The sequence below is a fragment of the Mesorhizobium sp. 113-3-9 genome (assembly GCF_016756515.1).
In the GTDB taxonomy this organism is placed as follows: domain Bacteria; phylum Pseudomonadota; class Alphaproteobacteria; order Rhizobiales; family Rhizobiaceae; genus Mesorhizobium.
The window spans coordinates 3,345,698-3,370,972 of the sequence record NZ_AP023246.1; the positions used below are offsets into that span (position 1 = coordinate 3,345,698).

Sequence of the window (25,275 nt, forward strand, 5' to 3'; positions counted from 1 at the left end):
CCGCTGTGGTCGCACCATAGCAAGCGAAATTGTGTCAGCTGGCTGATGGGGCGTTGATCGCAAATTGCGCGGCGAAGGCCCTGGCATAAGCAGGGCGAGCTTCGCCGCGAGCGACATAGGCGGCCAGGTTCTGATATTCGTCCAGAATGCCGGACATGCGCAGTCGCAGCAGCACCGATACCATCAACAGATCGCCGGCGCTGAACGCACCATCGAGCCAGTCGGCGGCGCCCAGATAGGCCGAGAGCCTGTCCAGCACTGCCCGAATCCGGTCTTTCACCAAAGGCAGGCGCTCTTCGGCCCAGGGCCTGTCGGCTTCGAAGATCCTTGCCGTCGTCAAGTCGAGGATGGGCGGCTCGACGGTGTTGAGCGCGGCAAACATCCAGGTGATGGCACGGGCGCGGGCATCGCGATCCCCGGGGAGCAGGCCGGCATGCTTCTCGGCAAGATGAAAGACGATCGAGCCGGTCTCGAAGAGGCACAGAGATCCTTCCTCATAGGTGGGGATCTGGCCGAAGGGATGGATGGCCAGATGGCCAGGCGCCTTCATCCCGGCGAAGGAGACGAGACGAACCTCATAGGGCTGCCCCACCTCCTCGAGCGCCCAGCGAACGCGCGTATCGCGCGCCAGTCCCTTGCCGCCATCGGGCGATCGTTCAAAGGCTGTGATGGTGGGGATCATTGGGAGGCTCCGGTGGTTGGTTCGGTGTCCGGTTCTTGGCGGCACCCAGAGGACGAACGGCCGACGTCATTGCCGACACGCCATCTCGTTTTTCGGCCATCGGATTTCGCGGCCCGAACCGGAGCAGTGCGTCCTCGCTCCTAGCGCAGCAGGCCTTCCGCCTCGAATGTGTCCCAGCCTTCCAGCCGTGGAGCATCATCCTTTCCCGAATTCCTGGCATTGCGTGCCTTGCGCTGCCGTTTTCCAGCTCGCGTCAGAGCGGCCTTGCCGGCGCCGCGCCGTCTGTTTTCGGACGCTTCCCGCGCGTCTTCTTCCCGCCAGGCGCTCGCCAGGTCACGATCGAGAATGTCCTCGATATGGCGTGGATCGAAAACATGGAAGGTCACCGCCTTGGATCGCCCGCGCATCTTGACGGTGCGGGTGCCGATGCTCTTCAGGCGACCGTCCTTCAGCCATTTATGGCGCTCGCGGGCGGAGATGGTGAGAATGTCCTCTGCCTCGCGCGGCAGCACGGCCAGCGTCTCGATGCCCTCCAGCGTCCTGGAGATGGTTTCAGAGGCGGCCTGGAACGCATCCGCGTCGGTTTTCAACATGCGCAATACGATGCGGCCGGTATCAGCCTTGGCGAACGTCCTCACTGCCCACGGCAGGCGGGCTCGAACTTCGCGTTCGATCCCCTTCAGGCGCAAGGAGGAGCCAAGCGTCGCCGATGGCGGCAGCGGCCATTCGGCGACCACTGACGCCTTGGCGGTGCTCGCGCCTTGCTCGGATGTGCGATCAGGCGCGGCGGTAATCGCCGCGACGATGCCGCTCAGGACCTTCCGCAGGGAGTCGCGCTTCTTGGCTGCCATGCTTCATGTTCGCTCATCAGGGGCCTTCGTGGAACGACAGTTTGCACAGCAGACAACCGAAACCATGCTCAAACGGTTCCTCTATCACATATGGGCGGCTAGTCGCCTTCGCCAAACCACCGCGACGCGGCCTGGGCAGCCTCCTCGAGGTCAGGCCCATCATCGGCAGCCCAGGCGACGAAGCCATCGGGGCGCAGGAGCAGGGCGCTCAGGCCCATCCGCTCCCTGGCATCCTCCGCGACATAGGTGATCCGCCCGTTCCAGCGGCTTGCAAGCGCTAGCAGGGCAGGGTGGGCATCGAAATCCAGCAGCAGGCCTTGCCCGCTTCTCAGGCGCTCGCCGAGCCTCGTCCCGTCGGCCAGTTCGAAGTCGGGCGCGCCGCGGCCCACCAGCCTGTGGCTGCCGCCGAGATCGTAGCGCAGGGAAACGCCCCAGACGCGCTCAGCGAAGTAGGTCGCGCCGTCGCGCGTGGCGATGAGATCGCGGATGATGGCTTCGAGCGCGCGCGAACTGCGGCTTGGCCGCATCAGCGCGACCTGGGCGCGCGACCAGTCGAGGATTTGCGCGCCGACCGGATGCCGCTCATCGAAATAGCTGTCGAGCAGGCCGGCCGGCGCGTCGCCGCGGATGGCGGCGGCGAGCTTCCAGCCGAGGTTCATCGCGTCGCCGAGCCCGAGATTGAGCCCCTGGCCGCCGAGCGGGGAATGGATGTGGGCGGCGTCGCCGGCAAGCAGCACCCGGCCATTGCGGTAGGTGCTCGCCTGGTAGGCGCGATCGGTCCAGGTCGTGGCGAGGTGCAGATCCGCGACCGTGACGTCCGTGCCGGACACGCGGCGCAATACCGCCTGCACATGCTCCAGCGTGATCGGCTCTGTCCGGTGGAAAGCGGCGCCGTCGAACTCGACCATCGCGATCGTGCCGGGCCGGGAGTAAGTGTACATGCCCGTCGGCGTGTAGTGGCGGCCGAGGCTCAGCGTGTCCGGATCGGCCATCTCGACTTCGACGGAATAGCCGGTGAACTCGGCATCGGTGCCGGTGAAGGCAAAGCCGCCAAGCTTGCGGACCGTGCTGCGGCCGCCATCGCAGCCGACGAGCCAGCGCGCGCGAAAGGTCTCGCCGCCGGCGCGGACGGTCACGTCCTCGTCCGACTGGCTGAAGCCGTCGACGCCAAGTCCGCGCCTGATCTCGACGCCCATGGCGGTCGCGCGCGCGGCAAGCGCGGTTTCGAGATGCTCCATCTCGACCGCCATGCTGGCGCCGGCCAGGCCGGGCAGGCGATAGGGCCATTGCGAGCTGTCGACGGCATCGAGGTAGAACTGGATGCCGGCGAAATGGCCGCCGGGGCGGCGCGGCTGCTGCATCCAATGCGCGGCGGCCGCGCTGCCGCCGGCGGGGCCATCCTTCGCGGGCGGCGCAACGTCGTCCAGCAGACCGCGCCGGTGGAAGGCCTCGATGGTGGGGGCCGAGAGGCCGCGCATGCCGAAGGGCAGCCGCTTCAACGGCGAGCGCGGATCTTCGGCCTTTTCCAGCACCAGCACGCAAAGGCCTGCCAGGCGCAGTTCGCAGGCGAGAAACAGGCCGACCGGGCCAGCGCCGGCAATGATGACATCATGGGGAATAGGGTTGTGCATGAAACTGCTCCTTGGTCGATGTGTTCGACCGGAGCGTTCCTCGCGTTAGAGAGCCACACGGACGAACGATTGGACGCTCAAACAGCGTCCGATGTTCGTCGTGGGGATCTCGTGCACGAAGCCAAAGACCAGAGCTCTCGTTACCGAGAGGAGTTGGGCTTACCAAACCAACCCTGCCTTTTCCGACAGCGGCTATATAAGGGTAGAGCGATTGATCCGCAACGGGGGTGACCGCCATGGTGTTCTGGATAGCGAGCGTGGCCGGACTGGCGATCGCCTATCTCTTCGGTTCGATCCCCACGGGCTATCTGGCGGGGAGACTGCTGGGCGGCATCGACATCCGGGAGCATGGCTCCAGATCCACCGGCGCCACCAACGTGTTGCGGACGCTGGGCAAAGGGCCTGCCTTGGCGGTGCTGCTGGTCGACGTGCTGAAGGGCGTGGCGGCGATCGTTTTTGCCCGCTGGTTTTATGCGCTGCCATTCCTTACGCACCCGACAGGGCTCGATGCGCAAAGTCTCGTGCCCTGGGCCGTCTGCCTCGCCGGACTTGCCGTGCTGCTTGGGCATGGCCGTTCGATCTGGCTGAATTTCACCGGCGGCAAATCCGCGGCGACGGGGCTCGGCGTGCTTCTGGCGCTGTCATGGCCGATCGGCATGGGTGCCGCGGCGGTTTTCTGTGTGGTGCTGGCTCTTTCCCGAATTGTCTCCCTGAGCTCGATGCTGGCGGCGTTGACCGCGATCGCTGTGGCCTGCGCCCTGGAGCAGCCCTTGCCCTACCGGCTGCTGGTGATTGCCGGCGGGCTCTACGTGATCGCGCGCCATCGCGCCAACATCCGGCGGCTCTTGGCCGGAACGGAGCCGCGCCTGGGGCAGAGCGGCCCGGAAGCGAAGGCGGAACCGCAGACCTAGATCGTTGACCTACACAAACACGATCGGGTTACGCTCCTGCCGTGCCGCGCCGATCAGTGTACGCAACGCGACGGCAAATCCCCCGACATATTCGTCGGAACTGGCTTCAAGGAGAGCCAGTTCCCCTTCAAGCTCACCGAAGCGCGCTTCCTCGATCACGTCTCCGGCATGGCTGCCGGAATAGAGAACAAGCCGCTTCAGGGCCGATGCCTTGCCGACATATCGAGCGATCCTTCCCCGAAGGGTACCGATATGGGAGACGTTCCCGAACCATTGCTCGCACACTTTGACGGCCTCCCAGGGGATGCGCGCGCCATCAGGGTAAACGACCTCGCATTCTCCGGATATCGGCTCGCGCTCGAAGCGATATCCGGGAAATTCCTGTTCCAGGGCCAGCATGCCTTTGAAAACGATTGCTTTGAGGCTCATCCCGATCCACCAGTGAACCCTAAGCGATCAAGGCCGTTCAGGCCGGCCCGCCCGCATCACGAAATGCGCTGACCGTCCTCGTCGAGCAGAACGCAGCCCTCGGGATCGAATCCGAGGTCGATCGTCTCGCCTTCGCGAAGGACCCGGCCACTGATCGTTGCGTTGGCCCGGACGCTGGTCTTGCCGCCGATGTCGATCTCGTAGATGGCGCTGCCGCCCAGATATGACGCCGAGACGACGCGGCCCGACAGATGGTTGGCGCCCGCCAGCGCGCCGACCGTCAGTTTCTGCGGCCGCACCACCACGGTGACCTTGCTGCCGTCGGCAAGCTGCCTTGGACAGGCCACGTTGACCGTCTGGCCGCTGGCAAGCACCACAGCCGTTGCCTTGCCGGATCCGCTCACCGTGCCGGGCAGCATGTTGGCCTTGCCGAGGAAGTCGGCGACGAAAGCGGTGGCGGGCCGCTCGTAGACTTCCTCGGGCGTGCCGATCTGCTCGGCCGATCCCGCGTTCATCACCACGATGCGGTCCGACATGGAGAGCGCTTCTTCCTGGTCGTGGGTGACGAAGATGGCGGTGATGCCGGTTTCCTTCTGGATCTTCTTGATCTCGACGCGCATCTCCTCGCGCATGTTGGCGTCCAAGGCCGATAGCGGCTCGTCGAGCAAAAGCACCTGCGGCTCGAAGACGATGGCGCGGGCAAGCGCGATGCGCTGCTGTTGGCCGCCCGACAATTGCGAGGGCAGTTTCTTCTCGCTGCCCGGCAGCCGCACCATCTCGAGCGCCTTGCCGACCCTGCGCACGATTTCGGGCTTCGGCACGTTGCGGTATTTCAGGCCGAAGGCGACGTTGTCGAACACGGTCTTGTGCGGGAACAGCGCGTAGCTCTGGAAGACAAGGCCGATATTGCGCTTGTAGATCGGCACGTCGTCGACCCGGCGCCCATCGATCATGATCTGGCCGCCCGAAATGTCGACCAGGCCGGCGATCGAGCGCAGGATAGTGGTCTTGCCGCAGCCCGAAGGTCCGAGCAGCGTGACGAAGGAGCCCTTGCGGATCGACAGCGAGAAATCGCGCACGGCGACGAACTTGCCATAGGCGATGTCGATGTTGCGGAACTCGACCGCCGGCTGGCTCGCCTCGGCGCTGTCCGACGCGGCCTTGCCCGCGCCGGACAGCGTCGCCCCGGCCGCTTCCGGCCGGGGCAATTCTGAAAGGTCGTTTCTGTCAGGCACCTTTCGAGATCCTGTTCCACTGCTTGGTCCAGGCGTCCTCATTGGTCGCCCAGTAGACCGGGTCGGCGAAGGTCAGCGACTTCATCGTGCCCGTCTTGTCGAAGGCCGGCAGCTTCTCGATCTTCTCGGTGAGCTTGACCTTGGTCGGGTCGAGCGATGGCGGATAGCTCTGGCCCTCGGCCACCGCGATGGAGGTCGCCGGGTCGAGCATGAAGTTGATCAGCTCCTCGCACTCGGCCATCGGCGAGCCCTTCAGGATCAGCATGTCCTCCATCCAGGCGTAGGAGCCGGCCGGATCGAGATAGCCGATCGGATGGCCCTGGTCCTGCAAGGCGGCGACGCGGCCCGACCAGGCGTCGGTCACCACGATCTCGCCCTTGGAAAGCAGGTCCATCAGCTCGGCGCCGGAGCTCCAGAACTTCTTGGCGAGGTCGCGCGTCTCGCGCACCTTGGCCCAGATCGTGTCCATGTCCTTGATGTTGTTGGGGTCCTGCCCGGTGGCGAGCGCGGCGTACCAGACGCGCGTGGTCATGTCGTCATAGCCGCCGACCTTGCCGGCATATTTCTTGTCGAGCAAAAGGGCGGCGCCCTTTTCCTTGGCTTCCTCGGGCGAGATCACCTTGGTGTTGTAGGCGATGCCTGTCGTGCCGTAATCGTAAGGCACGGCCGAGAGTTTCGGCGTCAGCTTGCGGAACGGGTCGATCATCGGCTGCAGCACATTCGCCATGTTGGGAATGTTGGCCTCGTTGATCTCCGAGGTCAGGCCGCCATTGACGTATTTGATGTAGTAGTTGACGCCGGAGGAATGGATGACCTGGTAGTCGCCGGGCTTCGAAGTCTTGATCTTGGTGATGATCTCGTCCTCGTCGCCGAACGTGCCCTGGACGACCTTGATCTTGGTCTTGGTCGTGTAGGGCTGGAAGGCGTATTTGTCGATCGCGTCCTGCACCGTGCCGCCCCAGCCGTCGAAGCGAACCTCCTGGACCGCGGCGAGCGCCTGCCGCATCCAGGGCATGTCGAGACCCGCCGCGGCAGCCGCGGCGGCTGTCAGCGTCAGGAAAGTGCGGCGGCTGAGATCACCGTTGCGATATCTATCATGCAGCCGTTCAAGCCGCTTGCCGTTGGACAGTTTCATCGTGCTTCCTCCTTTGGTTCGCCACGTCTTTTCAATCTGGTCAGGCTTTGCAGGATCAGGCCGCCGAGCAGCGGGATGCCTACGGTCACCAGGATCATCACGGTGCCGAGCGCGTTGATCTCGGGGCTGATCGAGATCTTGAGCATCGAAAGGATCTGGGTGGGCATGGTCTCGACGCCAGCCGGGCGCCAGAACAGGCTGGCCGACGTGTTGTCGAACGAGATGGTGAAGGCGAGCAGCGCGCCGCCGACGACGGCGGGGATGAGCAGCGGCAGCGTGATCTCGCGGAAGGACGAGAAGCGCGAGGCGCCCAGCGAGAGCGCCGCCTCCTCGTAGACGCGCCGGATGCCGACCATGCGCGCCTGCGCGATCAGCACCACATAGGGCACGGCGAGCAGGATATGGCCGAGCACCAGCAGCAGCATGGTCCTTGGCTGGTCGATCGCCTTGATCAGCACCAGAAGGCCGACGCCGAGGATGGTCTCCGGCACCAGCGCCGGCAGGATCACCAGCGTGCTCAGCGCCTGCTTGCCGGGGAATTCGAAGCGCACCAGCGCAAAGGCTGTCACCACGCCTATCGCCGTGGTGACAGCGGCGGTGACGAGCGCGATCCACAGCGAGGTGCGGAAGGCGGCCAGCACCTGCTCGTTGGTCATCAGCTTGGCGTACCATTGCAGGGAAAAGCCGGTCATCGGGAAGCCGCCGAACATCGAGGCGTTGAACGACAGGATGACGGTCGCCACGATCGGCGCGAACATGAAGATGTAGACGCAGAGCGTGACGAAGCCGGTCAGCCGCCAGGCCCATCTGCCTTCTTCCTTGCGCCGCGCCTTCATCCGCCCAATCCTTTGACGATCTGCGACATGCCCATGTAACGGGTGTAGATGGCGGCGAAGAAGCCGAGCACGAGGAACAGCACGATCGAAAGCGTGGCGCCCATCGGCCAGTTCAGCTCGCCCATGATGGTGTCGTAGATCAGATTGCCGAACAGCGCGTCGCGCCCCGAACCCAGAAGCTGCGGCGTCACATAGCTGCCGGCGGCCAGCACGAAGCAGAGCAGCAGGCCCGCCGCGAGGCCCGGCAGGGACAGCGGCAGCGTGACCTCGCGGAACGCCTGCGCGCTGGTGCAGCCCATGGAGCGGGCGGCCGAGATCAGCGTGCGGTCGATGCCCTCGAGGCTGACATAGACGTTGAGGATCATGTAGGGCAGCAGGAAGTGCAGGAGCCCCAGGATCACCGCGCCCTCATTGTAGAGCATCGGCAGTGGATCGCTGATGATCCCCATCCTCAGCAGCGCGACGTTGATGACGCCCTGTTCGCCCAGGATGTTGATCCAGGAGAAGGTGCGGATGGTGAAGGAGATCCAGAACGGCACGATGAGCAAAAGCAGGAGCAGCCATTTGTGCTTGAAGCTGGTGGCCCAGATGAAATAGGCCGGAAAATAGCCCAGCACGCCGCAGAGCAGCGCCGTCATCGCGCCGACGCGCAGCGTCTTCAGGAGAAAGCCGTGATAGTAGCTGTCGGTGAGGAATTCGTGCCAGTTGGCGGTCGTCAGCGCGCTCGTCTCCACACCGGCGGTGACGAAGGTGAAAAAGGTGTAGGCGCCCATCACGGCGATCGGCAGCACCAGGAAGAAGACCAGCAGCAAGAGCACCGGCGCGACCAACATCCAGGCCAGCCGCGGATCATACAATGTCCATCGTCGTTTCATGACCACCCGGTGCGCTTTCTTTGAAGCGCGTGTTTTGTTCCCGGTACCAAGATTGGGTGATTAAAGGCCCGATGTCTACAGTGGGCGATTGAGCCAGTGGCGCCGGCTACGATGGACACCGAAATTTTGTCGGCAATATATGACAAACAACGGATGAGCATAACGGTTCCAAGGAGTTGTCGCCATGTCCGTTCTGTCACGCCCTGCCTCCACTATGAAGCCTCCGCCTTTGAGCACGTCGAGGTATGCCGTGGCCGAAGCATCCGGTCTGCCCGCTCTTAGGGTTCGAAGAAGAACCCTCAGGGCGTAGAGCGCGATGGCCTCTATAAGTGCGGCGCTTGTGTGCGCGGTTTACCGTCCCTATGGGCACCATTTTCGAGGCAAGCCCATTTGCTGCTCCACAAGTGGTTGCAGGCTATCCACCTATTTGCTCGTCAAAGAAAGCTATCGGCGCCCATCAGATGCACCGCGTCTTTGAGTTCACCTACAATACTGTATGGTTTCTCTGCCATCGTATTTCGTGAGACCATGCGTTCGGATGACCTCACGCCGATGGCGGCGAAGGCAAGGCCGTCGAAGTTGATGAAACATACATTGGCGTCTAACGGGCACCGAAGTTAAGCGTGGCGGGGGCGCCCACAAGAACACCTTCTTTAAGGCGCGAAGCTTGATGTCTACCGGCAGCCGGTACAGTTGAGGCTCCCTCTCCGGAAAAGCGAAGCTGGCAATAAACGCTGAAAGTTTCGGTAAGGAAACGAGGGCGCGCTCATATATGCGTTTTTTTTGCCATGTCAAGCCTAATGGTCTTGAATTGGCCCAAGAACGCTATATCTTGAGTTGCGACCCCTGATTCAGCCGAAGCCCTTAGTTTTGCTAGGGGTACACACGTAGGAGGTCTCGGGGGTCAACTCCTAGGTTTCTTTCCTCTTGCGAGGTCGACGCGACTACCTTTAGGAACAAAGCACCAGTGGCGATATTGATGCCGCCACCTGTCTTCATCGCCACCTGCTTGACCGGTGCTCGTACCGATGTTGAACCCCGGGTACACTTCCCTGATCTTGGCGTTGATGTGCTTGTAGACCCGTTCCTTGGCCTTGGTTCGTTTGCCGCGTCTCTTTTTACCTTCTGGCTTATCCTTATGATGCTCGTTCAGGCGGAATTGCATAGAGCCTAGAATGACATCGACCATCTGTAGGATTATGTGGTCGAAAGAGTCGATGTCGGTGATGTCTTCTTTTCGGATTCGGACCTTTTCTTTTTTGAAAACTGGATAATCGGAAAGGCCGCTCATGTATTGTTTGAATGTATCAAAATCATCTAGTTTTTGCGGAACTTTATCCAAATATACGCTTGCATTTATAAAATGTGTTCGTTGCGGGTTGCAATAGCGCAAGCCAAAGGCGTGCTTGACGAATTGGTAATACAGCATAAAATATTCGTTCTCTACCTCGTAATTTACATGCGAGTTTTGATTTATGTTCTGCGTAAACATAATTCTTATTTTTAAAAGACCGTCACGAATTATGGAGAAAACCTCGTCGATGACCGCTGTATAGCAAGCTTCATTGTATTCCGAGATCTTCGTCCATTTGATCTCGCCTTGTAGTTTCGTGGCAGCTTTAGCGGTGCTTAAGCGGGCTTCAATAAGTTCGCGATCGTTGCCCCGTAGCAAGGCCCCGCCATAAAAGTTCGAATAGTATCGTCCCTTGTCGTTAGATTCGTCGCAATAGATGATGTAGTGCATGGCAGTACGGAGTTTATTAAATGCCGGACCTTAGCAACAAACCCGAGTCGCAAAAAGCGAAATTCGAGCCCGCAAGCTCGAAACCGACGAGTCACGGGAAGCCCTTGACCGCGTTCTGAAAAAGGCGGTGAAGGGGCCGGCGCCAAACTTACATAAGAGGGATTCCAGCTGTGGTTAGCCTAAACACTGCATTTGACGCAGCAATGTTCGATATCTACCGCAGAGCGAAGAGCGAAGCTGGATATACCGCCAATATCTTCCTGAAAATGCTGACTGATAACGGCGGGTTAGCCACGGCGAAAACCCTTATCAATGCTGCAAAACCATCTGATGGGTACACCGCGCTCTACGAACGAAAGCGCATTGATCTAACTGTCGAGGCCGTCGTTGTTGAAAGCCTTCGCTGGCGAGATCTCTTTACAGCATTAGAACTGGCCCGCGCCGATAGGCGACTTAGAGATTACGGGTACACGCCCCGCACCCCTACCTAAACTGATATTCCTCTGCTGGGCAGCACTGCGCGGCATCGACAAAGGCAAGTTGAACCGGATCGGTTGCGACTTCATGCCTTCGTTTCTCAAAGTGAATTCCAGCTGTAGTTAGAGCTTCCGTCGCGACCATCTCTTCGTCTGACGGGACAGCTAGCCATACACGCCATCGGATTCGATGCTACCTACGTACCGTGTCACGCGGAGGTTGCCTGCCTTGCCATGCCATGCCATGCAGGGACGGCACGGTCCACCTGATATCAGCCTCTTCGCGAGATCGTCGGTCTCATCTCCGACATCCGACGGCCGTTGCTGGGGATCGCGGGGCTTGACGCCTGTGCCAAACAATACGCATCGGTGGTAACAGGCTCCAGCACGGGCGAGGGGACGAGTTCCGGAAACACAATGGCAAGGCGGTTTGCGTTTCTCCTGGTTCGCGACTTCACGCTGTCGCCGCTGTCGCTGTTCATCGACACGCTGCGGCTGGCGGGCGACGAAGGCGACCGCAGCCGCAGGATCGAGTTCGACTGGGAGATCGTCGGCGAACGCGGCCTGCCGATCCGGGCGAGTTGCGGCGTGGAACTGCTGCCGACCAAGGGGATCGGCAATCCGGAGGATTTCGACAATGTCGTGGTGGTCGGCGGCCTGCTCGACACCAACCGCAGCCTCAGCTCGGACAAGGAAACGTTCCTGCTGCGCGCCGCCGAGAAGGGGGTGCCGCTGACGGCGCTCTGCACGGGAAGCTTCGTGCTGGCGCGCTACGGCCTGCTCGATGGCTACGCCGCGGCCGTCAGCTGGTTCCACATCAAGGACTTTCGCAGCCAATTCCCTGAAGTAAACGCCCATGCCGACAGCCTGTTTTCCGTCGACCGTGGGCGTTCGACATGCGCCGGCGGCACGGGCGCCGCCGACCTTGCCGGCCATTTCGTGTCCCAGTTCATCGGCCAGAAGGCGGCGGAGAAGGCCGCCAAGATCCTGGTGCTCGACCGGATTAGAAGCAGCCGGGACGTGCAGCCCGTTGGCGACCTGTTTCCAGCGGCATCGAGCCGCGCGGTGAAGCGCGCTCTCCTCCTGATGGAGAGCAACCTTCAGGAGACGCTCTCGGTGGCTGAGATCGCAAGCCGCCTGAACTGCTCGCGGCGCCAGCTCGAGCGGCTTTTCGGGACCGAGCTCGGTATTGGTCCGATGGCGGCCTACCTGGCGCTCAGGGTGCATCATGCCAAGTCGCTGCTCGAAGGCAGCGACCTGCAGATCGGCGACATCGCCTATCGCTGCGGCTTCACCAATGCCGGCCATTTCAGCCGGGTGTTCCGCCAGCAGACCGGCATCACGCCGACCCATCTCAGGCATCCCAACCGGATGCCCGCCATTGCCGCGGGGCAATGAGGCCCGGCGGCGAAGCGGCGCTGAGACTTTGTTTGGCGCAATTCCTGTAAGAAAAGCGCTGCGCGCTTTTCCCGGGGAAAACCGTTCACACTTTTCCTGGAATTGCTCAGGCCTTCGAGATGCCGCGCGCGATCAGCCTTGCGAGCCGTTCCGAGAACGCCCTGGCGTCGGCCGGCTTGTCGCCGTCGAGCACGCGCGCCTCGTCGTAGAGGAGGTGGGCGGCATCGTCCTTGAAGGCCTGCTCGTCCTCGCCGAGGCCGGCGAGCGCCAGCACGCGCTCATGCCTCGGGTTGATTTCGAGGATGGGCTTCGCCGCCTTGTCGAGGCGGCCGGCGGCGTTCATCAGCCGCTCGAACTGACGATCGGGGCCGTGTTCGGGGGCGACAAGGCAGACCGCGCTTTCGGTCAGGCGATCCGATGCCTTCACGTCCGAGACGGCATCGCCAAGGGCGGACTTGACGAAAGCCAGGAAGCCGTCGACCTCCGGCGTCGCCGCTGTCTCCGGCTTCTTGGCGTCGTCGAGCAGCGGGATGTCGGACAGCTCGGCCACGCCCTGCGTGACCGACTTGAACGGCTTGCCGTCGAATTCCGGCGCCATCGTCACCCAGAAACTGTCGACCGGATCGGTAAGCAGCAGCACCTCGATGCCGCGCGCCTTGAACCCTTCGAGCTGCGGCGAGGCTTCGAGCCGGGCGCGGTCGTCGCCGGCCATGAAGAAGATCGCCTTCTGGCCTTCCTTCATGGCGGCGACATAGTCGGCAAGGCCGCGCCAGCCGTCGCCAGAGGCGGTCGAGCGGAAGCGGGCGAGCTTCAGCAATTGCTCGCGCCGCTCATAGTCCTCGTAGAGCCCTTCCTTGAGGACGACGCCGAAATTGTCCCAGATCTTCGCATAGGCGTCGGCCTCGTTTTCGGCCAGCTTGGCGAGGTCGCCGAGCACGCGGTTGGTCAGGCCCTTGCGGATGGAGACGAGCAGCGGGCTTTCCTGGATCATCTCGCGCGAGACGTTGAGCGGCAGGTCGGCGGAATCGACCAGCCCGCGCACGAAGCGCAGGTAGCGCGGCAGAAGGTCGGCATCGTCGGTGATGAAGACGCGGCGCACATAGAGCTTCATGCGGCCCTTGCGATCCTGGTCGAACAGATCGAACGGACGTGATCCCGGCACGAAGGCGAGCACTGAATATTCCTGCCGGCCCTCGGCGCGGAAATGGATGGTGGCGGCCGGCTCGTCATACTGGCCGGCGACGCCGCGGTAGAAATCAGTGTATTCCTCCGGCGTGATCTCGCTCTTCGGCCTGACCCAGAGTGCCGTGCCGTCGGCGATGTCGCGCGCCTCGGCGCCGGGTTTTTCGATGAGCGTGATCGGCACCGGCACATGGCCCGACTGCGACTTGGCCAGCTGCTCGAGCTGGTAGGATCCGGTATAGGAGACGGCATCGTCCATCAGATGCAGCACGACGCGGGTGCCGCGCTTCGGCGCGGCTTCGAGCGGGGCGGGCGCGATCTCATAGGACCCCTTGCCGTCGGACGACCAGCGCCAGGCTTCCTCGCTTCCCGCCTGGCGGCTGATGACATCGACCCGGTCGGCCACCATGAAGGCGGAATAGAAGCCGACACCGAACTGGCCGATGAGTTGCGTGTCCTCGGTGCCGGAGCCGACGCGCTCGATGAAGGCGCGGGTGCCCGAGCGGGCGATCGTGCCCAGCGCCTCGGCCATGTCGTCGCGGCTCATGCCGATGCCGTTATCCTCGACGGTGATCTGCTTGTTGTCCGCGTCAGCCGAGATCGAGATGCGCGGCTTGGGATCGTCGGCCAGAAGTTCCGGGCGGCTGACGGCCTCGAAGCGCAGCTTCTCGCAGGCGTCAGCCGCGTTGGAAATCAGCTCGCGCAGGAAGACATCCTTATCGGAATAGACCGAATGCACCATCATGTGCAGCAGCCGCGAGACATCCGCCTCGAACGCCCTGGTTTCCGTCGCTTTCGTATCCGTCGTCATTCAGATTTTCCCACGCTGTTCATCCGCCCGCCGCGCCGGGGCGCGTTCAGGACTTCCTTTCAACCATTTTTTGCGGTGCTGGCAACTGCGTTCAGCAAGGCCAGCGCGCCGACGATATGGTGGTGAGGTGCCGGGGCAACAAGAGGGCGCCGGCGGCGACGCTGCCAATCTCCCCCCTCGTGGGGGAGATGCCCGGCAGGGCAGAGGGGGGCGCTGTCCCGCCGACCTCACCTATTCGCAGGGCTCAGCAGTGAGCGCTCCTTCCAAAGGCGAACGCAATCCAACGCTATCAGACGTCAGCGGGCCAGCGCCCCCCTCTGGCCTGCCGGCCATCTCCCCCACAGGTGGGGAGATTGGCAGTGTCAGCGTCGCGCCCTCTCTGCCGCCTCTACTTCCCCGCCATGTGATCGGCAAGCGCCTGCGCCTGGGCAAGCAGCGCGGGATAGGCCGGGGTGCCGGGCAGGTTCTTGCCCATGCAGGCGCGGAAGTCGTTGTCGCCTTTGGTCCAGGCGGCGTTGGCGGCGTCGGATGTGTTTTCGTCGCTGTCGTCGGTGGCCTGCTTGGCCAGTTTCTGGGCGGCGGCGTCGGCGGCGGTCCAGGCGGCGTCGCAGGCCGCGATCTTCGGGACCGGCGGTGTCGCGGGCGCTTCGGCGATCAGGACGCTGTTGCCCTTGACGACCGTGACGATGACCTCCTGGTCGTAGTTCGGCCCGATATCCTGTGCCCAGCCGCCGAGCCGCGCGATCGCCATGTCGGCGCCCTCAGGCGTCTTCAGCGCGAAGTCGAGCGTGCCGGTGAAGGCGGCGTCGCTGCCAATGGCCTGGGTGTAGAAGGCGTCGAGCTTCAGCGCCGCGTCGAAGCCGGTGGGCAGTTTGAGATCGGCGTCCGTCTCGGCGGCGCGCGACTTGAGCCAGCGCTCGACCAGCCCGCGTGTCGAGGCCACGATGCTGGGGCCGTCCTCGGTGCCATGGCGCAGCCCGTCGAGCATGCCGAAGCCGACATCGGAGGAAGAGAGGCTTTCGATATTGATGGTGCCGGCAGCCGGGAAATCCTTGACCGTGAAGGGGCCGAGCAGGGCGGTGAGACGCGTTTCGAGATCGGCGCGGGCCTTTTCATTGGCCGCGTCGAGCGTTTCCACGGCTGTGTTCGTGCTCTCCATCGCCGCGATCTCGGCAATCGCCTTGTCGCGCGCGGCGATATAATCGTCCTCGGGCGAGGCGGCGAAGGCAGCACTGCTGGCGAGTGCAAACATGACCGTCCAGACCAACCGCATGACAGAACCTTTCTTCGTGGCGATCAACAAGCCTGGCAGCCATCGGGCAGCTTTGCGGCTATTGCGCGGCAGGAAACGTCGAGGCGAAACATCCTGATCGGTGCGGGATGGCAAGCGCTGCCATTAACCATCGATTAACTATCCGGTCGCCTTTGATTCAAATCTGACGGATACTGTTTGCGGACCAGACGAGGCGGCTCGAGGGACCTGGAGAAGACAGCATTATCAGCCTGGCGCGCAGCCTTCGGTCGCGCGGCAGTCTGAAATCAAAAAGAAGCGACGGACCACCGTCGCCTTGCGGGGAGGCGTCAGCATCATTCTTGATGAGGAGCGCCAGAATGAAGATCGAAGACGCAGTGACCGCTGTAACAGCCGAGGCCAACGCGCTGCTGTCGTGCCTCGGGCAGCCCGTGGTCGCCTACCACGTGACGGCTATCATGCGAGAGGCCGACCTGGAGCACGCTAGGCGGATGCAACTCGCGCTGATGCGACGGAGCATCGAGGCGCTCGTCGATGACGGCCTGGAGGATGTGGCCGCGAAGCATTTTGCCTCGCAGTTCGATGGGCGCGTTGGCTCGACGTGGCGGCTGCTGCACGCTTCGGATGGCGTGGCGCACTGACCGCGGCCAGGCGGACCTCGATCGGACACCTGGCTGATCAGCGTCGTGAGGACGGCGCGCCTTGCCAAAGACCGAACAGGAAGCCTGCCAAAGTTCCATGGCGGGCGTATGAAATCCAAGGAGCAGAAAGGCGGAGAGGACGTCGTTGGCCAGGTCGGTCGCGGTTTTGACGGATCGGGCTGGGAACCGTCCCGATCTGATATCTTCTTTCAGCAACCCGTGGCGATCTGTCCATGCCATGAAATCGCCGGATCGCATTGCTCTCGGCCGCCTTTGAAACCCTGTCCGCGATATCGTCGGCGATTATAGGATCGTCGCAGAAATGATGTCTCGCGACACAAGACGCCAAAAATAGAGCACGGCCCGTGCGGTCTCCGGCCTTTGCGGGTTTCATTCCCATCTCTCGCGAAACGGTTTCTGTCGTTCGGATGGCTGCAATTTTCGATGGGCGGTCATGGTGTCGATCTCGACGATGACGCGAGCGCTGATCTTGACTGTTACCTTGCCCGCCTCGTCATCGACGCGCGTCACGTGGCCCGTTATCGCCACCTTGTCGCCGGGCTTCGCTTTCCGCGGCGGCTCAATGGCAAATGGGAGGCTGTGGCTTGGAATGCTCACGCACGCCCGGCCACTCCGACGCACCATCAAGATAGTCGCCGTCATCGCCACCTCATCGCCGATGTCTATGTTCCGTTCCATACTCAGATTCCGGCGCCGATGATGAGTTGATCAGTCACTGAACCCTGTTCCGCGTCAGGCGGGCGGGCGTCGAGAAGCGCCGAAGACCGGTACTACGATGGCAGGCGCTATATCCATCTGCTTATGTGAGTGCCCGCCTGCTGGAACTCATGAACGATCTTGCGCTCCACCGCGGCGGTCTTTCGCCCCTCCGGGTTCCTCATGTAGAGGGAATGGAACTCGACATACGTCGCGTGGAGATCACGATGGAGCCCCGAGCGGATTATATCGTCCAGGATCTCGTACTCTGCTCCCTCGACATCGAGTTTGAGAACAACCACTTCGTACAGGCCACGCCTGTCCCGGATCATCTGTGACAGCGAAAACGTTTCGACAAGCTCCGGCGCAAATCGCTGCGGCTGATACAAGCCTCCATTGTGGCCTGGGATTATGGAGCAACCTTCGTAGGTAGGGTCCGACCGCCCCGGGGGACCAAGCAATTCGGCATAGCCATCTTTCGCGCTCGCAGCCTTGGCCACGACCTCAATGGCTACGTTTTCCGAGCGCAAACCATGAAGGTGCTCCAAACAGTTCTTGTTGGGCTCTACAAGAACGTAGTCATAGTAATCGGGCGTGTAGTATCGGGAAAAGAACCTATACGCCTGGCCGACGTTTGATCCGCAATCGATAAACAATCCGCGAGGTCGCTTTGCCGCCTCGAGCCTGGACAATGCCCGTCGTGCATCGCTGGCGACGCGACGCCGGAGCCTTTGCGACCTGATTGGTTCGCTTAGCGATAGCGTCGACAACTGGAGGAACCGACCGAGCCCCTTGGTTCTTAGCACATGCGCTATCTGGTTGATCTTCCTGATCGCCTTATGGCCGTCGGGTGCTGTCCGCTCCGACGGCGGACGGGGCAGCCCAAGACGCTTGCGCTGGGTGTCCGCGAAGGCGATCGCATCGCGCTCACGCCTGAATTGATGGAAAATTTCCTGGTCGTTCTCGCATACGCGGACAAACCAACCACCAAAACCCTCCGACAGGTCCACGGAGGTTTTGGGGCAACCACTATCATACTGAGGGTGAACGGGCATGGCGCTTCCTGCATCGCAGCTGAAAACGACTTCCCGCCAAAAGTATCCGTCAACAATGAATGTGCTGTGACAGGGCAACGCTCGGACGGCAGAGAGCCATGAAGCGGGTGGCCACGCGAAGGGCCAAACGGGAGATCGTCACCCCTGGCGAGATTTCAACCTGAGCTGGCTTGTATGTGTCAAAAAGTTGCATGATTGTCGGTTGCTCGATGATGTGGGTATCCGATGAAGCGCAAGGACAAGGCACGGCCTTTCGTGCCAACTGAAATCCACGTCAGCACCGTCGAGGATGAAAGCGGTACGCTCGGTATCCTCTCGATCCAGACGACCGAGGGCATGGTTGAGATCGCGCTTGATCGCGAAGCCGCCGACGCGATCGTGAATGCCATCGGCGCAATCCGGACGAAGCTTGACCAGAGCTGAGAAGGCCATGCCCGCGTCAGGTCGGGGGGAAGAACATCGTGTCCTTGCTCCCTCATTGGAAATAGATGGGATGGTGTCCTTGGTCGGCGTCCGGGAAATGCTGGGACTAGCCGCCGCGAGGCGCTACCAGAGCGTTTCACTGAAACGGCGAAACGCTCTATCTCTTTGTTTTTGAAGCAATTCCCAAGGGAAAGCGCTACGCGCTTTTCCCGGGAAAACCGCTCAGGCTTTTCCCGGAATTGCTCTAGCGGTGATGGCTACGATCAGATCGGCAACCGCGTTCAAACGGCCCTGGATTTCGCATGCAAGTCGGCGAGGCGGCGTATTGCAAGTTCATATCCGAGCACCCCAAGACCTGCGATGACACCGTCGGCGCGGCGCGACACGTAGGAATGGTGACGAAACTCCTCACGCTTGTGGATGTTTGAAATGTGCACTTCGATGACCTTGCCGTCGAAAGTGTTCAGCGCGTCAAGGATGGCGATCGATGTGTGGGTGAACGCGCCGGGGTTGATCACGATGCCGAACGCCTGTTCCCTCGCTTCGTGGATCCAGTCGATGAGTTCGTACTCACGATTGCTCTGATGGAACCGCAGGTCGTGGCCCAGTTCCCCGCACAGTCTCCGGCATGATTTCTCGACGTCCTCCAGCGTTTCATGACCGTAGATTTCGGGCTGTCGTTTGCCCAAAAGGTTAAGATTGGGGCCGTTCAACAAGACGATCAAACTCATGGTTTCTTCTCCCTGGCGATAGAAGCCTGATGCCCGTCGTCATGGTCCAACGTGGGCTGTTTTCATCCGCGCGGAATTCCGATCGGCTGCAGACGCTTCCGCAGAGCTGCAATACGAAAAATTGCATTCGGAGCGCCATAGCCTTTATATCCGGCGCGTTGCACGATCTCGAAGAAGAAGCCTTCGGCGGAGGTCGGGCTGTATATCTGGAAATACTCTCCGCCGTCATCCCGATCGTAGAGTATATCGTTTGCTTTCAGCCGTTCCGTCAGGACTGGATCCAGGCCGAACCTGGCTTCCAGATCCTCATAGTAGTTCGGTGATATGGCCAGGAATGGGAAGCCATTCCGTGAGAGCTGTTCTGCCGTCGAGAATATGTCTTCGGTTTGAAGGGCGATATGTTGGATACCGGAGCCGAAGTTCTCGGCAACGAAGCGCCCTGCAAGGGTATTGTGGTTCTCGGCTCCGTTCATTGTTATGCGCAGAGAACCGTCGCTGTTTTCGACGACCTGACTGCGCACGATGCCCGAGGGATCGACAACGTCGACGACGGGAGATTTATGCGCCTCCAGGAGCGACATGTAGAAAAGCAGGCATGTCGGCAGATCCTCGTAGCGCATTGTCTGGGCAACATGGTCCACCTCCGTCAGCCCGGCCGAGACCGGGGTCGCCTGCTCGCCCACGCAGACAAATTCATCCGCCCAGGCGCGATCAAGTCCCGATTTCTTGTCCAGGAAATACAGAAGGCCGCCACCGGCGCCGTGAACGGCAGGTATGGTGGCCTCATGCGACCCCGCAGCTGGCGAAAACGGGTCGGCGCCGAGCGCCACCGCACGCTTCACGACCGCGGCCGCATCATCGACAAGCAGCCCCAGGGCGTAGGCGGAGGTGCCATGGACCGCATAGGAGGCGCCAGCGAAGCCCTCTCTGCCGGTATCGATCACGATGTTGATCAGGCCCTGCCGGAAAAGCGCGGCTGACCTGGTCTTGTGTTTTCCGACCTTGTCGAAGCCCAGGCTGGAGAGGAGTTCTTCCAGCCTGGAGCCGTTTGCCTCGTCGGCCGCGAACTCGATGAACGCCACGCCCTCGACAATGCCTCGCGCCGGCATTGGAGGCACGGACAAGACGGTTTTCGGCTCCTCGCGTTTGACCTGGTCACCGAGACAGATCAAGGATCTCCAGCCGTCCCTGGCGATCGTGACGGCGGAGCCGCCACGGAACTGATCGTTGAATATCTCCAGCGAGAAATAGCCGTCATAGCCGGTCGACACGACGGCCTGCATGAAATCGGGCACGGGCAGATCGCCTTCGCCCGGCATGTTGCGGAAATGGCGGCTCCAGTAGAGCGGATCCATGTCGAGCAATGGCGCATCGGCGAGTTGGACGATGAAGATCTTTTCCTTCGGGATGGAACGGATCGAGTTGATCTCGGTCTTTCGCGACAGCGTGTGAAAACTGTCGAGGATGAGACCGACACTCGGGTGATCGGCGCGGCGCACGATCTCCCATGCGTCGCGATGGTCGCTTATGTGACGGCCCCATGCCAAAGCCTCGTAGCCGACGCGAAGTCCGCGTCTTGCCGCCCTATCGCCGAGTTCGTGAAAGTCGGCAGCCGCTCGCTCCAGGCCGCCAAGTGCCGCCGGGGACACGTTGGAGCACACGAGGACAAGATCGGTGCCGATCTCCTGCATGAGATCGAATTTTCGTTCCGCGCGGTCGAACGTCCGGGACCGCAATATGTCGGGCATACCTTCGAAATCACGAAACGGCTGGAACAACGTGACCTCCAATCCAAGGTCGCGAGTCATCCTGCCCACCTGACGCGGGCTCTCATCCGAGGTCAGGAAGTCATTCTCGAATATCTCGACGCCATCGAAGCCGGCCTTGGCTATGACCTTGAGTTTCTCGCTCAGGTCACCGCTGATGGACACGGTCGCCATCGACGTTTTCATTCGGACCAACCCCTTCGCTTCGCAGTCCATGGAGTCGTTTTCGGGTATCCAGAGAGACTGTTCGGCGCGACTATGTCGCGAACTGCCTGGCTGTTCCCGCGAAGGCCTCGGCGCAGAGCGCCAGGGCGTGTTCGTCATGTCTGGCCGAGACATAGTGGCGGCCATAGAGGCTATGCATCGACATCACGCCGTTGCGCCTGAGTTCCACATGGAGCCGCGAGGTGAAGCCGGGATCCGAAATTGCGATGGCCTCTCGATAGTTTGTCGGCTCCTTGTTTCCGCGCCAGACGGTGAAGACCGTTCCGTAGCCGCTGGTGCAAATGGATATGCCCTCGCTGGCGAAGGCGCCTACGGCGCGCTCCCGCAATTGGTTGCCGGCTTGCAGAATGGCTGGATAGTCGACGGTGTCGACGACGCTCATAGCGGCTTTCACGGCGGCACAGGCCAGCGGATTGCCGTTATAGGTTCCGGCCCTGTTGACCCTGTTGTCGTCGAAAGCAGTGGCGAACTCGGGAGAGCAGAGCAGGGCCGCGACGGCAACCCCGTTTCCGATTGCCTTTCCGACGGTTGCCATGTCGGGTTCGACACCGAGCAGGTGGCTCGCCAGTCCAGCGTGGAGCCGAAACCCCATGAGGACCTCGTCCATGATGACCAGCGCCCCGTGCTTTCTGGCAAGCGAGGCCACGTACTGGAGGTAGCCTGCTTCGGCCAGGATACACCCCGCATTCGCCATCATGGGTTCGAGAATGATCGCGGCGATGTCGGTGCATTCGGCGAAGAGGAGATCGGCATCTTCCCTGTCGTTGAAGCGCAGAAGCAGCGTATCGTCCTTCGACGGCCTTTCGTTCGAAGACATGGCGGCCTCGTGTGATCCGGCATTGCCGAATGCCACGTCGTCGAACCAGCCGTCATAGCCGGCCGCCATCTTGACGATCTTGCGGCGCCCCGTAACCGCTCTCGCGGCACGGCATGCCAGGTGCACGGCCTCGCTGCCCGAGTTCAGAAACACCACCTTGGCGAGATTGCGGGTGTGGGATGCCAGACTGGCCGCCGCCTCCTCCTCGAGGGCGTGGGCGTAGGCCGGCATCGAGCCCTTGTCGATCGCCTGGTGGATCGCTTGCGCAACCTCCGGATCGGTATGCCCCAGGAACGTTGCGCCGAAGCCCAAGGCCGTATCGACATAGCGTCTGCCCTGGTCGTCCCAGACATAGGGACCCTGTGCCTTTGACACCAGGAAACGTCGCCCATTCAAATCGGGCACTGTTCGCCCGGCGCTCGAAATACCGCCAACCAGATGCTGCATGACCTAAACTCCAAACAGGCGGGGCAGCCACTCGGTCAGCGAAGGGAACGCGACCAACACGGCGACGCAGACAATGCTCGCGATCCAGTACGGCACCAGCCAGACCGAAACGGACCACATGTCGATCTTCGCCACCTTGCAGACAACGAAGATATTGGTTCCGATCGGCGGCGTGAACAGGCCGATGCCCAATGTCATGGTGAACACGATGCCCGTCTGGTAGGGCGTGAGCCCTGCTGCGAGGGCGATCGGCACAAGGATGGGCGCGAGGATGATGAGCGCGGGGCCGAGGTCCAGCCAGAAGCCCACGACCTTCAGCAAGGCCAGGACCAGGATGATGGTGATCAACGGCGAGGTGTGCAGTCCGGTAATCCACGCGGCTGCATTCGCCGGCACTTGCTCCACGGTCAAAATCCACCCGAATGGCGTGGCCAGAGCCATGATCATCATGATCACGCCCGTCGTTGCGACGGCCGCGGCCGCGGCCGAGTAGAGCGAACTGATCGGAAGTTCCCGGTAGACCAGGATGCCGACGAGGAATGAGTAGACGACCGCAAGGGCAGACGCTTCCGTTGCCGTGGCAATGCCGCCGATTATGGACCCCAGAACCAGCACCGGCATCAAAAGCGCCGGCAATGCGCCGATGGCGTCGCGGCCGATTTCTCCCCATGAGGAGGGCGTATCGTTGCGCGGGAAATTGTTGCGCCGCGCGACGATGTAGGAGGTCACCATGAAGGTCGCCGCGATAAAAGCGCCGGGAACCAGTGCGGCGACGAGCAGGCCGCCGATCGAAGTGCCTGTCAGAACGCCATACAGGATCAGGATGACGCTCTGCGGCCCGATGATGCCGAGCGTGCCGGATGCCGCGGTCACCGCCGCTGCGAACGCTTTGGGATAGCCACGTTCAGCCATTGCCGGGATCATGATCGCCCCGACCGCGCCCGTATCGGCGGTGGCCGACCCGCTTATCCCGCCATAGACCAGGGCGGTGGCGACGTTCACCAATCCCAGGCCACCCCTGATGCGCCCGAAAACATGTTCCGCCATCCGCATGATGCGCGCGGTCAATCCACCGCGGTTCATCAATTCGCCGGCAAACAGGAACAGCGGAATCGCCGCGAGCGTTATCGCATCCGCCCCCCGGATCGTTTGCTGGGCGAACCAGGCGAACGGCAGGCCAAGATTGCCGAAATAGATCGTCAGCAGGCTGGCTATGCCCATGCACCAAGCGATCGGGACACCGATAAGGAGCAGGAACGAGAAGCTTCCGATGAGGATCGCGATCGTCATTGCGCTTCGCCTTTTCCGGGTGCCGAAAACAGCGATCCAAGGTTCCGTCGAACACGCGAAGCGGCGATGCAAACCGCTGACACGCCCAGGATCAGCACGGTGGCGGTGATCACGCCGGTGGGCATCCGCAGCACCGAAGTCGGCACTGCCCAGGAGCGTTGCCAAACCGCCCAGCCACTGACCATGAAGGCAAGGCCGATTGCCAGCAGCGCGATCGTTGCGATGATGTCGAAGACCGCCCTCAGGCGGGCGGGAGCGGCGTGGTTCAGCGCCTCGAATGCGACGTTTTCGCCCCGCAGCTCGGCATTGATCACGCCGATGAAGGTGATCCAGATAAACGCAATGCCAGCGATCTCGAACGACCATTCGACACCGCCAAATTCGAAATAGCGCGCGATGACGCCGAGCAGCGTCGAGCCGAACATGACGACGAACGCGACCACGCCGACGAATTCGAATGCGAGCGCCAGCCACCCCCGCCCAGCCGGCGGGGGAGTCAAGGAATCGGACTCCATCAAGATCACCTCAGTTGGAGGTCGCGGCTTGCCTGACCGCCGAAACCAGATCGGCGCCCCATTCGCTGGAAAACTTGTCGTAAACCGGCTTGACGAGCGCCACGAACGGCGCCGTATCCACGGTGGTCACCGTGACGCCTTTTTCCTCAAGCTTCTTCTGGGTTTCGGCATATGTTGCCGTCAGTTCGCTGCGGTACCAGGCAACGGTGTCGGAAGCGGATTTTTTCAGCGCGGCCTGTTCGTCTGGCGTCAGGGTCTCGAACTTGTCCTTGTTCATGTACCACCAGTTGGCGGTCCAGATATAGTTCGAGATCGAAAGGTTCTTGACGACCTCATACCATTTGGAGTCGTAGTAATCGCGCATCTCGGGCTCGACGGCCGCCACGACGTGCGACTGCAGCGCGGTATAGACCTGACCGAAAGGGATGGATTCGGCGAGCGCGCCCAGTTCTTTCATCGTGGCCAGAATGACCGGGTTTGGCGGTGTCCTGATCTTGACACCAGCGAGGTCGGCCGGCGTCACGATCGCCTTGCTCGTGGCAAACTGGCGAAAGCCTGAATCCAGAACGCCGAGCATGAGGTAGCCGCGATCTTCGCCGAGGCGCTGCACCTTCTGTCCCTGGTCGCTGTCGAGGAATTTGTGGACGTTGTCGGCGTCGCGAAACAGGAACGGCAATGAAAGCACGTTCAAACGCGGGTCGATTGCATCGACCGCTCCGCCAAGGCCGATGTCGATGGAACCGGCGCCGACACCATCGGCGATCGGGCCTTCATCGCCCAGCTGCGCGTTTGGAAAGATCTGAATTTTCACCGATCCCTTCGTGGTATCGGCAACTTCGGCTGCAAACTTCTCGATCGCCTTGTTGATAAGGCTATCTGGAGACGAAGCATGAGCAAGCCGCAAGGTCGTTTCGGCGCTTGCTTCCGTCACCCACAGGCCTAAGCCGCAGATTACGCCGCCGACGAGCGAGGCGAGAATCTGGCGAGGTTTCGTGGTCCTGGTCATTGGTTCCCCTTTGCGATCTTGTTTGTTGCCGCAATTCTAAAATAGCCACACCAGCGGACCTGAAAACCGCAGATTTATTATTGCAGCATAAGCGCCGCTGATACCTGGCGTGCTGCTCATCGGAGTCCTGCAAGGCGCGCATTGCAGCGCGGTGCCAAAGGGCCGAAGTCAGATTTAGTGTGCCGCAAGCGTCA

24 protein-coding genes and 1 pseudogene are annotated in these 25,275 nt (G+C 61.7%); 6 read left to right on the top strand and 19 right to left on the bottom strand.

All coding sequences use genetic code 11. From position 1 onward, the window contains the following. Positions 1–34 precede the first annotated feature (34 nt). From MesoLj_RS16260 to MesoLj_RS16270, 3 genes are all read right to left on the bottom strand, one after another. On the bottom strand, positions 35–682 hold the full coding sequence (locus MesoLj_RS16260) for a glutathione S-transferase family protein (protein WP_202326695.1): 648 nt from the start codon (positions 680–682) through the stop codon (positions 35–37). Positions 683–822: 140 nt separating this feature from the next. Then, positions 823–1,533: a hypothetical protein gene (locus tag MesoLj_RS16265; protein ID WP_202326696.1), complete on the bottom strand. Its 711-nt coding sequence runs from the start codon at positions 1,531–1,533 to the stop codon at positions 823–825. Between the two features lie 98 nt (positions 1,534–1,631). Continuing rightward, positions 1,632–3,164 carry an FAD-dependent monooxygenase gene (locus MesoLj_RS16270; protein ID WP_202326697.1) on the bottom strand — a complete coding sequence of 511 codons (1,533 nt, stop codon included), beginning with the start codon at positions 3,162–3,164 and terminating at the stop codon, positions 1,632–1,634. 236 nt (positions 3,165–3,400) lie between these two features. Here MesoLj_RS16270 and plsY point away from each other — a divergent pair, with 236 nt between their 5' ends. Beyond that, positions 3,401–4,075: a glycerol-3-phosphate 1-O-acyltransferase PlsY gene (gene plsY, locus MesoLj_RS16275; protein ID WP_202326698.1), complete on the top strand. Its 675-nt coding sequence runs from the start codon at positions 3,401–3,403 to the stop codon at positions 4,073–4,075. A gap of 9 nt (positions 4,076–4,084) precedes the next feature. On the opposite strand, the gene MesoLj_RS16280 is transcribed toward plsY, so the two are convergent. Genes MesoLj_RS16280 through MesoLj_RS16300 form a run of 5 tightly spaced genes read right to left on the bottom strand, consistent with a single transcriptional unit; the run spans position 4,085 to position 8,585 of the window. Further along, positions 4,085–4,504 (bottom strand): hypothetical protein, encoded by a 420-nt coding sequence (locus tag MesoLj_RS16280; protein WP_140774022.1) that lies wholly within the window; start codon positions 4,502–4,504, stop codon positions 4,085–4,087. A 56-nt stretch (positions 4,505–4,560) separates the two neighbouring features. Then, entirely contained in the window at positions 4,561–5,739 is a 1,179-nt protein-coding gene (locus tag MesoLj_RS16285) for an ABC transporter ATP-binding protein (protein WP_202326699.1), read from the bottom strand. Beyond that, positions 5,732–6,874: an ABC transporter substrate-binding protein gene (locus MesoLj_RS16290; RefSeq protein ID WP_140774020.1), complete on the bottom strand. Its 1,143-nt coding sequence runs from the start codon at positions 6,872–6,874 to the stop codon at positions 5,732–5,734. Before MesoLj_RS16290 ends, MesoLj_RS16285 begins: the two co-directional genes overlap by 8 nt. Further along, positions 6,871–7,710, bottom strand: coding sequence for an ABC transporter permease (locus MesoLj_RS16295; protein WP_140774019.1), 840 nt, complete (start codon positions 7,708–7,710; stop codon positions 6,871–6,873). The genes MesoLj_RS16290 and MesoLj_RS16295 overlap by 4 nt, the downstream gene beginning before the upstream one ends. Beyond that, on the bottom strand, positions 7,707–8,585 hold the full coding sequence (locus MesoLj_RS16300) for an ABC transporter permease (RefSeq protein WP_140774018.1): 879 nt from the start codon (positions 8,583–8,585) through the stop codon (positions 7,707–7,709). The genes MesoLj_RS16295 and MesoLj_RS16300 overlap by 4 nt, the downstream gene beginning before the upstream one ends. Positions 8,586–8,769: 184 nt before the next feature. Between MesoLj_RS16300 and MesoLj_RS36835 the strand changes: the two are divergent. Beyond that, positions 8,770–9,184, top strand: a pseudogene (locus tag MesoLj_RS36835) (IS1595 family transposase); the annotation flags it as partial. A gap of 305 nt (positions 9,185–9,489) precedes the next feature. Here MesoLj_RS36835 and MesoLj_RS16305 read toward each other — a convergent pair. Then, on the bottom strand, positions 9,490–10,329 hold the full coding sequence (locus MesoLj_RS16305; protein WP_202326700.1) for a DUF3800 domain-containing protein: 840 nt from the start codon (positions 10,327–10,329) through the stop codon (positions 9,490–9,492). A 203-nt stretch (positions 10,330–10,532) separates the two neighbouring features. On the opposite strand from MesoLj_RS16305, the gene MesoLj_RS16310 reads away from it, so the two are divergent. Together MesoLj_RS16310 and MesoLj_RS16315 are read left to right on the top strand one after the other, a co-directional pair. Then, positions 10,533–10,820, top strand: coding sequence for a hypothetical protein (locus MesoLj_RS16310; protein WP_202326701.1), 288 nt, complete (start codon positions 10,533–10,535; stop codon positions 10,818–10,820). 402 nt (positions 10,821–11,222) lie between these two features. After that, positions 11,223–12,203, top strand: a complete 981-nt coding sequence (locus MesoLj_RS16315) for a GlxA family transcriptional regulator (RefSeq protein WP_202326702.1) — start codon at positions 11,223–11,225, stop codon at positions 12,201–12,203. Between the two features lie 106 nt (positions 12,204–12,309). Here MesoLj_RS16315 and htpG read toward each other — a convergent pair whose 3' ends face one another. After that, positions 12,310–14,196 (bottom strand): molecular chaperone HtpG, encoded by a 1,887-nt coding sequence (gene htpG, locus MesoLj_RS16320; protein WP_202326703.1) that lies wholly within the window; start codon positions 14,194–14,196, stop codon positions 12,310–12,312. 388 nt (positions 14,197–14,584) lie between these two features. Continuing rightward, positions 14,585–15,469 (bottom strand): hypothetical protein, encoded by an 885-nt coding sequence (locus MesoLj_RS16325; protein WP_140774015.1) that lies wholly within the window; start codon positions 15,467–15,469, stop codon positions 14,585–14,587. A gap of 338 nt (positions 15,470–15,807) precedes the next feature. Between MesoLj_RS16325 and MesoLj_RS16330 the strand changes: the two genes are divergently transcribed. Further along, complete coding sequence (locus MesoLj_RS16330) at positions 15,808–16,089, top strand: hypothetical protein (protein WP_244735456.1); 282 nt, start codon at positions 15,808–15,810, stop codon at positions 16,087–16,089. Between the two features lie 390 nt (positions 16,090–16,479). Here MesoLj_RS16330 and MesoLj_RS16335 read toward each other — a convergent pair whose 3' ends face one another. Both MesoLj_RS16335 and MesoLj_RS16340 read right to left on the bottom strand, forming a co-directional pair. Then, positions 16,480–16,788, bottom strand: coding sequence for a hypothetical protein (locus tag MesoLj_RS16335; RefSeq protein ID WP_202326704.1), 309 nt, complete (start codon positions 16,786–16,788; stop codon positions 16,480–16,482). Positions 16,789–16,895: 107 nt separating this feature from the next. Continuing rightward, on the bottom strand, positions 16,896–17,861 hold the full coding sequence (locus MesoLj_RS16340; RefSeq protein WP_244735457.1) for an FkbM family methyltransferase: 966 nt from the start codon (positions 17,859–17,861) through the stop codon (positions 16,896–16,898). Between the two features lie 225 nt (positions 17,862–18,086). On the opposite strand from MesoLj_RS16340, the gene MesoLj_RS16345 reads away from it, so the two are divergent. After that, positions 18,087–18,284: a hypothetical protein gene (locus MesoLj_RS16345; RefSeq protein ID WP_202326705.1), complete on the top strand. Its 198-nt coding sequence runs from the start codon at positions 18,087–18,089 to the stop codon at positions 18,282–18,284. A gap of 281 nt (positions 18,285–18,565) precedes the next feature. On the opposite strand, the gene aroQ is transcribed toward MesoLj_RS16345, so the two are convergent. From aroQ to MesoLj_RS16375, 6 genes are all read right to left on the bottom strand, one after another. Beyond that, the gene (gene aroQ, locus MesoLj_RS16350) at positions 18,566–19,015 is read right to left on the bottom strand and encodes a type II 3-dehydroquinate dehydratase (RefSeq protein WP_202326706.1); all 450 of its coding nucleotides are present in this window, start codon (positions 19,013–19,015) and stop codon (positions 18,566–18,568) included. A gap of 62 nt (positions 19,016–19,077) precedes the next feature. Further along, positions 19,078–20,967 (bottom strand): bifunctional sugar phosphate isomerase/epimerase/4-hydroxyphenylpyruvate dioxygenase family protein, encoded by a 1,890-nt coding sequence (locus MesoLj_RS16355; RefSeq protein WP_202326707.1) that lies wholly within the window; start codon positions 20,965–20,967, stop codon positions 19,078–19,080. Between the two features lie 70 nt (positions 20,968–21,037). Continuing rightward, positions 21,038–22,270 carry an aminotransferase class III-fold pyridoxal phosphate-dependent enzyme gene (locus MesoLj_RS16360; protein WP_202326708.1) on the bottom strand — a complete coding sequence of 411 codons (1,233 nt, stop codon included), beginning with the start codon at positions 22,268–22,270 and terminating at the stop codon, positions 21,038–21,040. Positions 22,271–22,273: 3 nt separating this feature from the next. Continuing rightward, on the bottom strand, positions 22,274–23,560 hold the full coding sequence (locus MesoLj_RS16365) for a TRAP transporter large permease (RefSeq protein ID WP_202326709.1): 1,287 nt from the start codon (positions 23,558–23,560) through the stop codon (positions 22,274–22,276). Next, positions 23,557–24,075 (bottom strand): TRAP transporter small permease, encoded by a 519-nt coding sequence (locus MesoLj_RS16370; RefSeq protein WP_202326710.1) that lies wholly within the window; start codon positions 24,073–24,075, stop codon positions 23,557–23,559. The genes MesoLj_RS16365 and MesoLj_RS16370 overlap by 4 nt, the downstream gene beginning before the upstream one ends. A gap of 10 nt (positions 24,076–24,085) precedes the next feature. Next, on the bottom strand, positions 24,086–25,081 hold the full coding sequence (locus MesoLj_RS16375) for a TRAP transporter substrate-binding protein (RefSeq protein ID WP_202326711.1): 996 nt from the start codon (positions 25,079–25,081) through the stop codon (positions 24,086–24,088). Between the last annotated feature and the right edge of the window lie 194 nt (positions 25,082–25,275).

Coding starts and splice junctions, on each gene's coding strand:
- MesoLj_RS16310 (WP_202326701.1), top strand. CDS start 10,533: ATGTTCGATATCTACCGCAGAGCGAAGAGCGAAGCTGGATATACCGCC.
- MesoLj_RS16260 (WP_202326695.1), bottom strand. CDS start 682: ATGATCCCCACCATCACAGCCTTTGAACGATCGCCCGATGGCGGCAAG.
- MesoLj_RS16265 (WP_202326696.1), bottom strand. CDS start 1,533: ATGGCAGCCAAGAAGCGCGACTCCCTGCGGAAGGTCCTGAGCGGCATC.
- MesoLj_RS16295 (WP_140774019.1), bottom strand. CDS start 7,710: ATGAAGGCGCGGCGCAAGGAAGAAGGCAGATGGGCCTGGCGGCTGACC.
- htpG (WP_202326703.1), bottom strand. CDS start 14,196: ATGACGACGGATACGAAAGCGACGGAAACCAGGGCGTTCGAGGCGGAT.
- MesoLj_RS16330 (WP_244735456.1), top strand. CDS start 15,808: ATGAAGATCGAAGACGCAGTGACCGCTGTAACAGCCGAGGCCAACGCG.
- MesoLj_RS16290 (WP_140774020.1), bottom strand. CDS start 6,874: ATGAAACTGTCCAACGGCAAGCGGCTTGAACGGCTGCATGATAGATAT.
- MesoLj_RS16280 (WP_140774022.1), bottom strand. CDS start 4,504: ATGAGCCTCAAAGCAATCGTTTTCAAAGGCATGCTGGCCCTGGAACAG.
- plsY (WP_202326698.1), top strand. CDS start 3,401: ATGGTGTTCTGGATAGCGAGCGTGGCCGGACTGGCGATCGCCTATCTC.
- MesoLj_RS16360 (WP_202326708.1), bottom strand. CDS start 22,270: ATGCAGCATCTGGTTGGCGGTATTTCGAGCGCCGGGCGAACAGTGCCC.
- MesoLj_RS16335 (WP_202326704.1), bottom strand. CDS start 16,788: ATGGAACGGAACATAGACATCGGCGATGAGGTGGCGATGACGGCGACT.
- MesoLj_RS16325 (WP_140774015.1), bottom strand. CDS start 15,469: ATGCGGTTGGTCTGGACGGTCATGTTTGCACTCGCCAGCAGTGCTGCC.
- MesoLj_RS16270 (WP_202326697.1), bottom strand. CDS start 3,164: ATGCACAACCCTATTCCCCATGATGTCATCATTGCCGGCGCTGGCCCG.
- MesoLj_RS16340 (WP_244735457.1), bottom strand. CDS start 17,861: ATGCCCGTTCACCCTCAGTATGATAGTGGTTGCCCCAAAACCTCCGTG.
- MesoLj_RS16365 (WP_202326709.1), bottom strand. CDS start 23,560: ATGACGATCGCGATCCTCATCGGAAGCTTCTCGTTCCTGCTCCTTATC.
- MesoLj_RS16315 (WP_202326702.1), top strand. CDS start 11,223: ATGGCAAGGCGGTTTGCGTTTCTCCTGGTTCGCGACTTCACGCTGTCG.
- MesoLj_RS16305 (WP_202326700.1), bottom strand. CDS start 10,329: ATGCACTACATCATCTATTGCGACGAATCTAACGACAAGGGACGATAC.
- MesoLj_RS16355 (WP_202326707.1), bottom strand. CDS start 20,967: ATGAAAACGTCGATGGCGACCGTGTCCATCAGCGGTGACCTGAGCGAG.
- aroQ (WP_202326706.1), bottom strand. CDS start 19,015: ATGAGTTTGATCGTCTTGTTGAACGGCCCCAATCTTAACCTTTTGGGC.
- MesoLj_RS16300 (WP_140774018.1), bottom strand. CDS start 8,585: ATGAAACGACGATGGACATTGTATGATCCGCGGCTGGCCTGGATGTTG.
- MesoLj_RS16375 (WP_202326711.1), bottom strand. CDS start 25,081: ATGACCAGGACCACGAAACCTCGCCAGATTCTCGCCTCGCTCGTCGGC.
- MesoLj_RS16370 (WP_202326710.1), bottom strand. CDS start 24,075: ATGGAGTCCGATTCCTTGACTCCCCCGCCGGCTGGGCGGGGGTGGCTG.
- MesoLj_RS16345 (WP_202326705.1), top strand. CDS start 18,087: ATGAAGCGCAAGGACAAGGCACGGCCTTTCGTGCCAACTGAAATCCAC.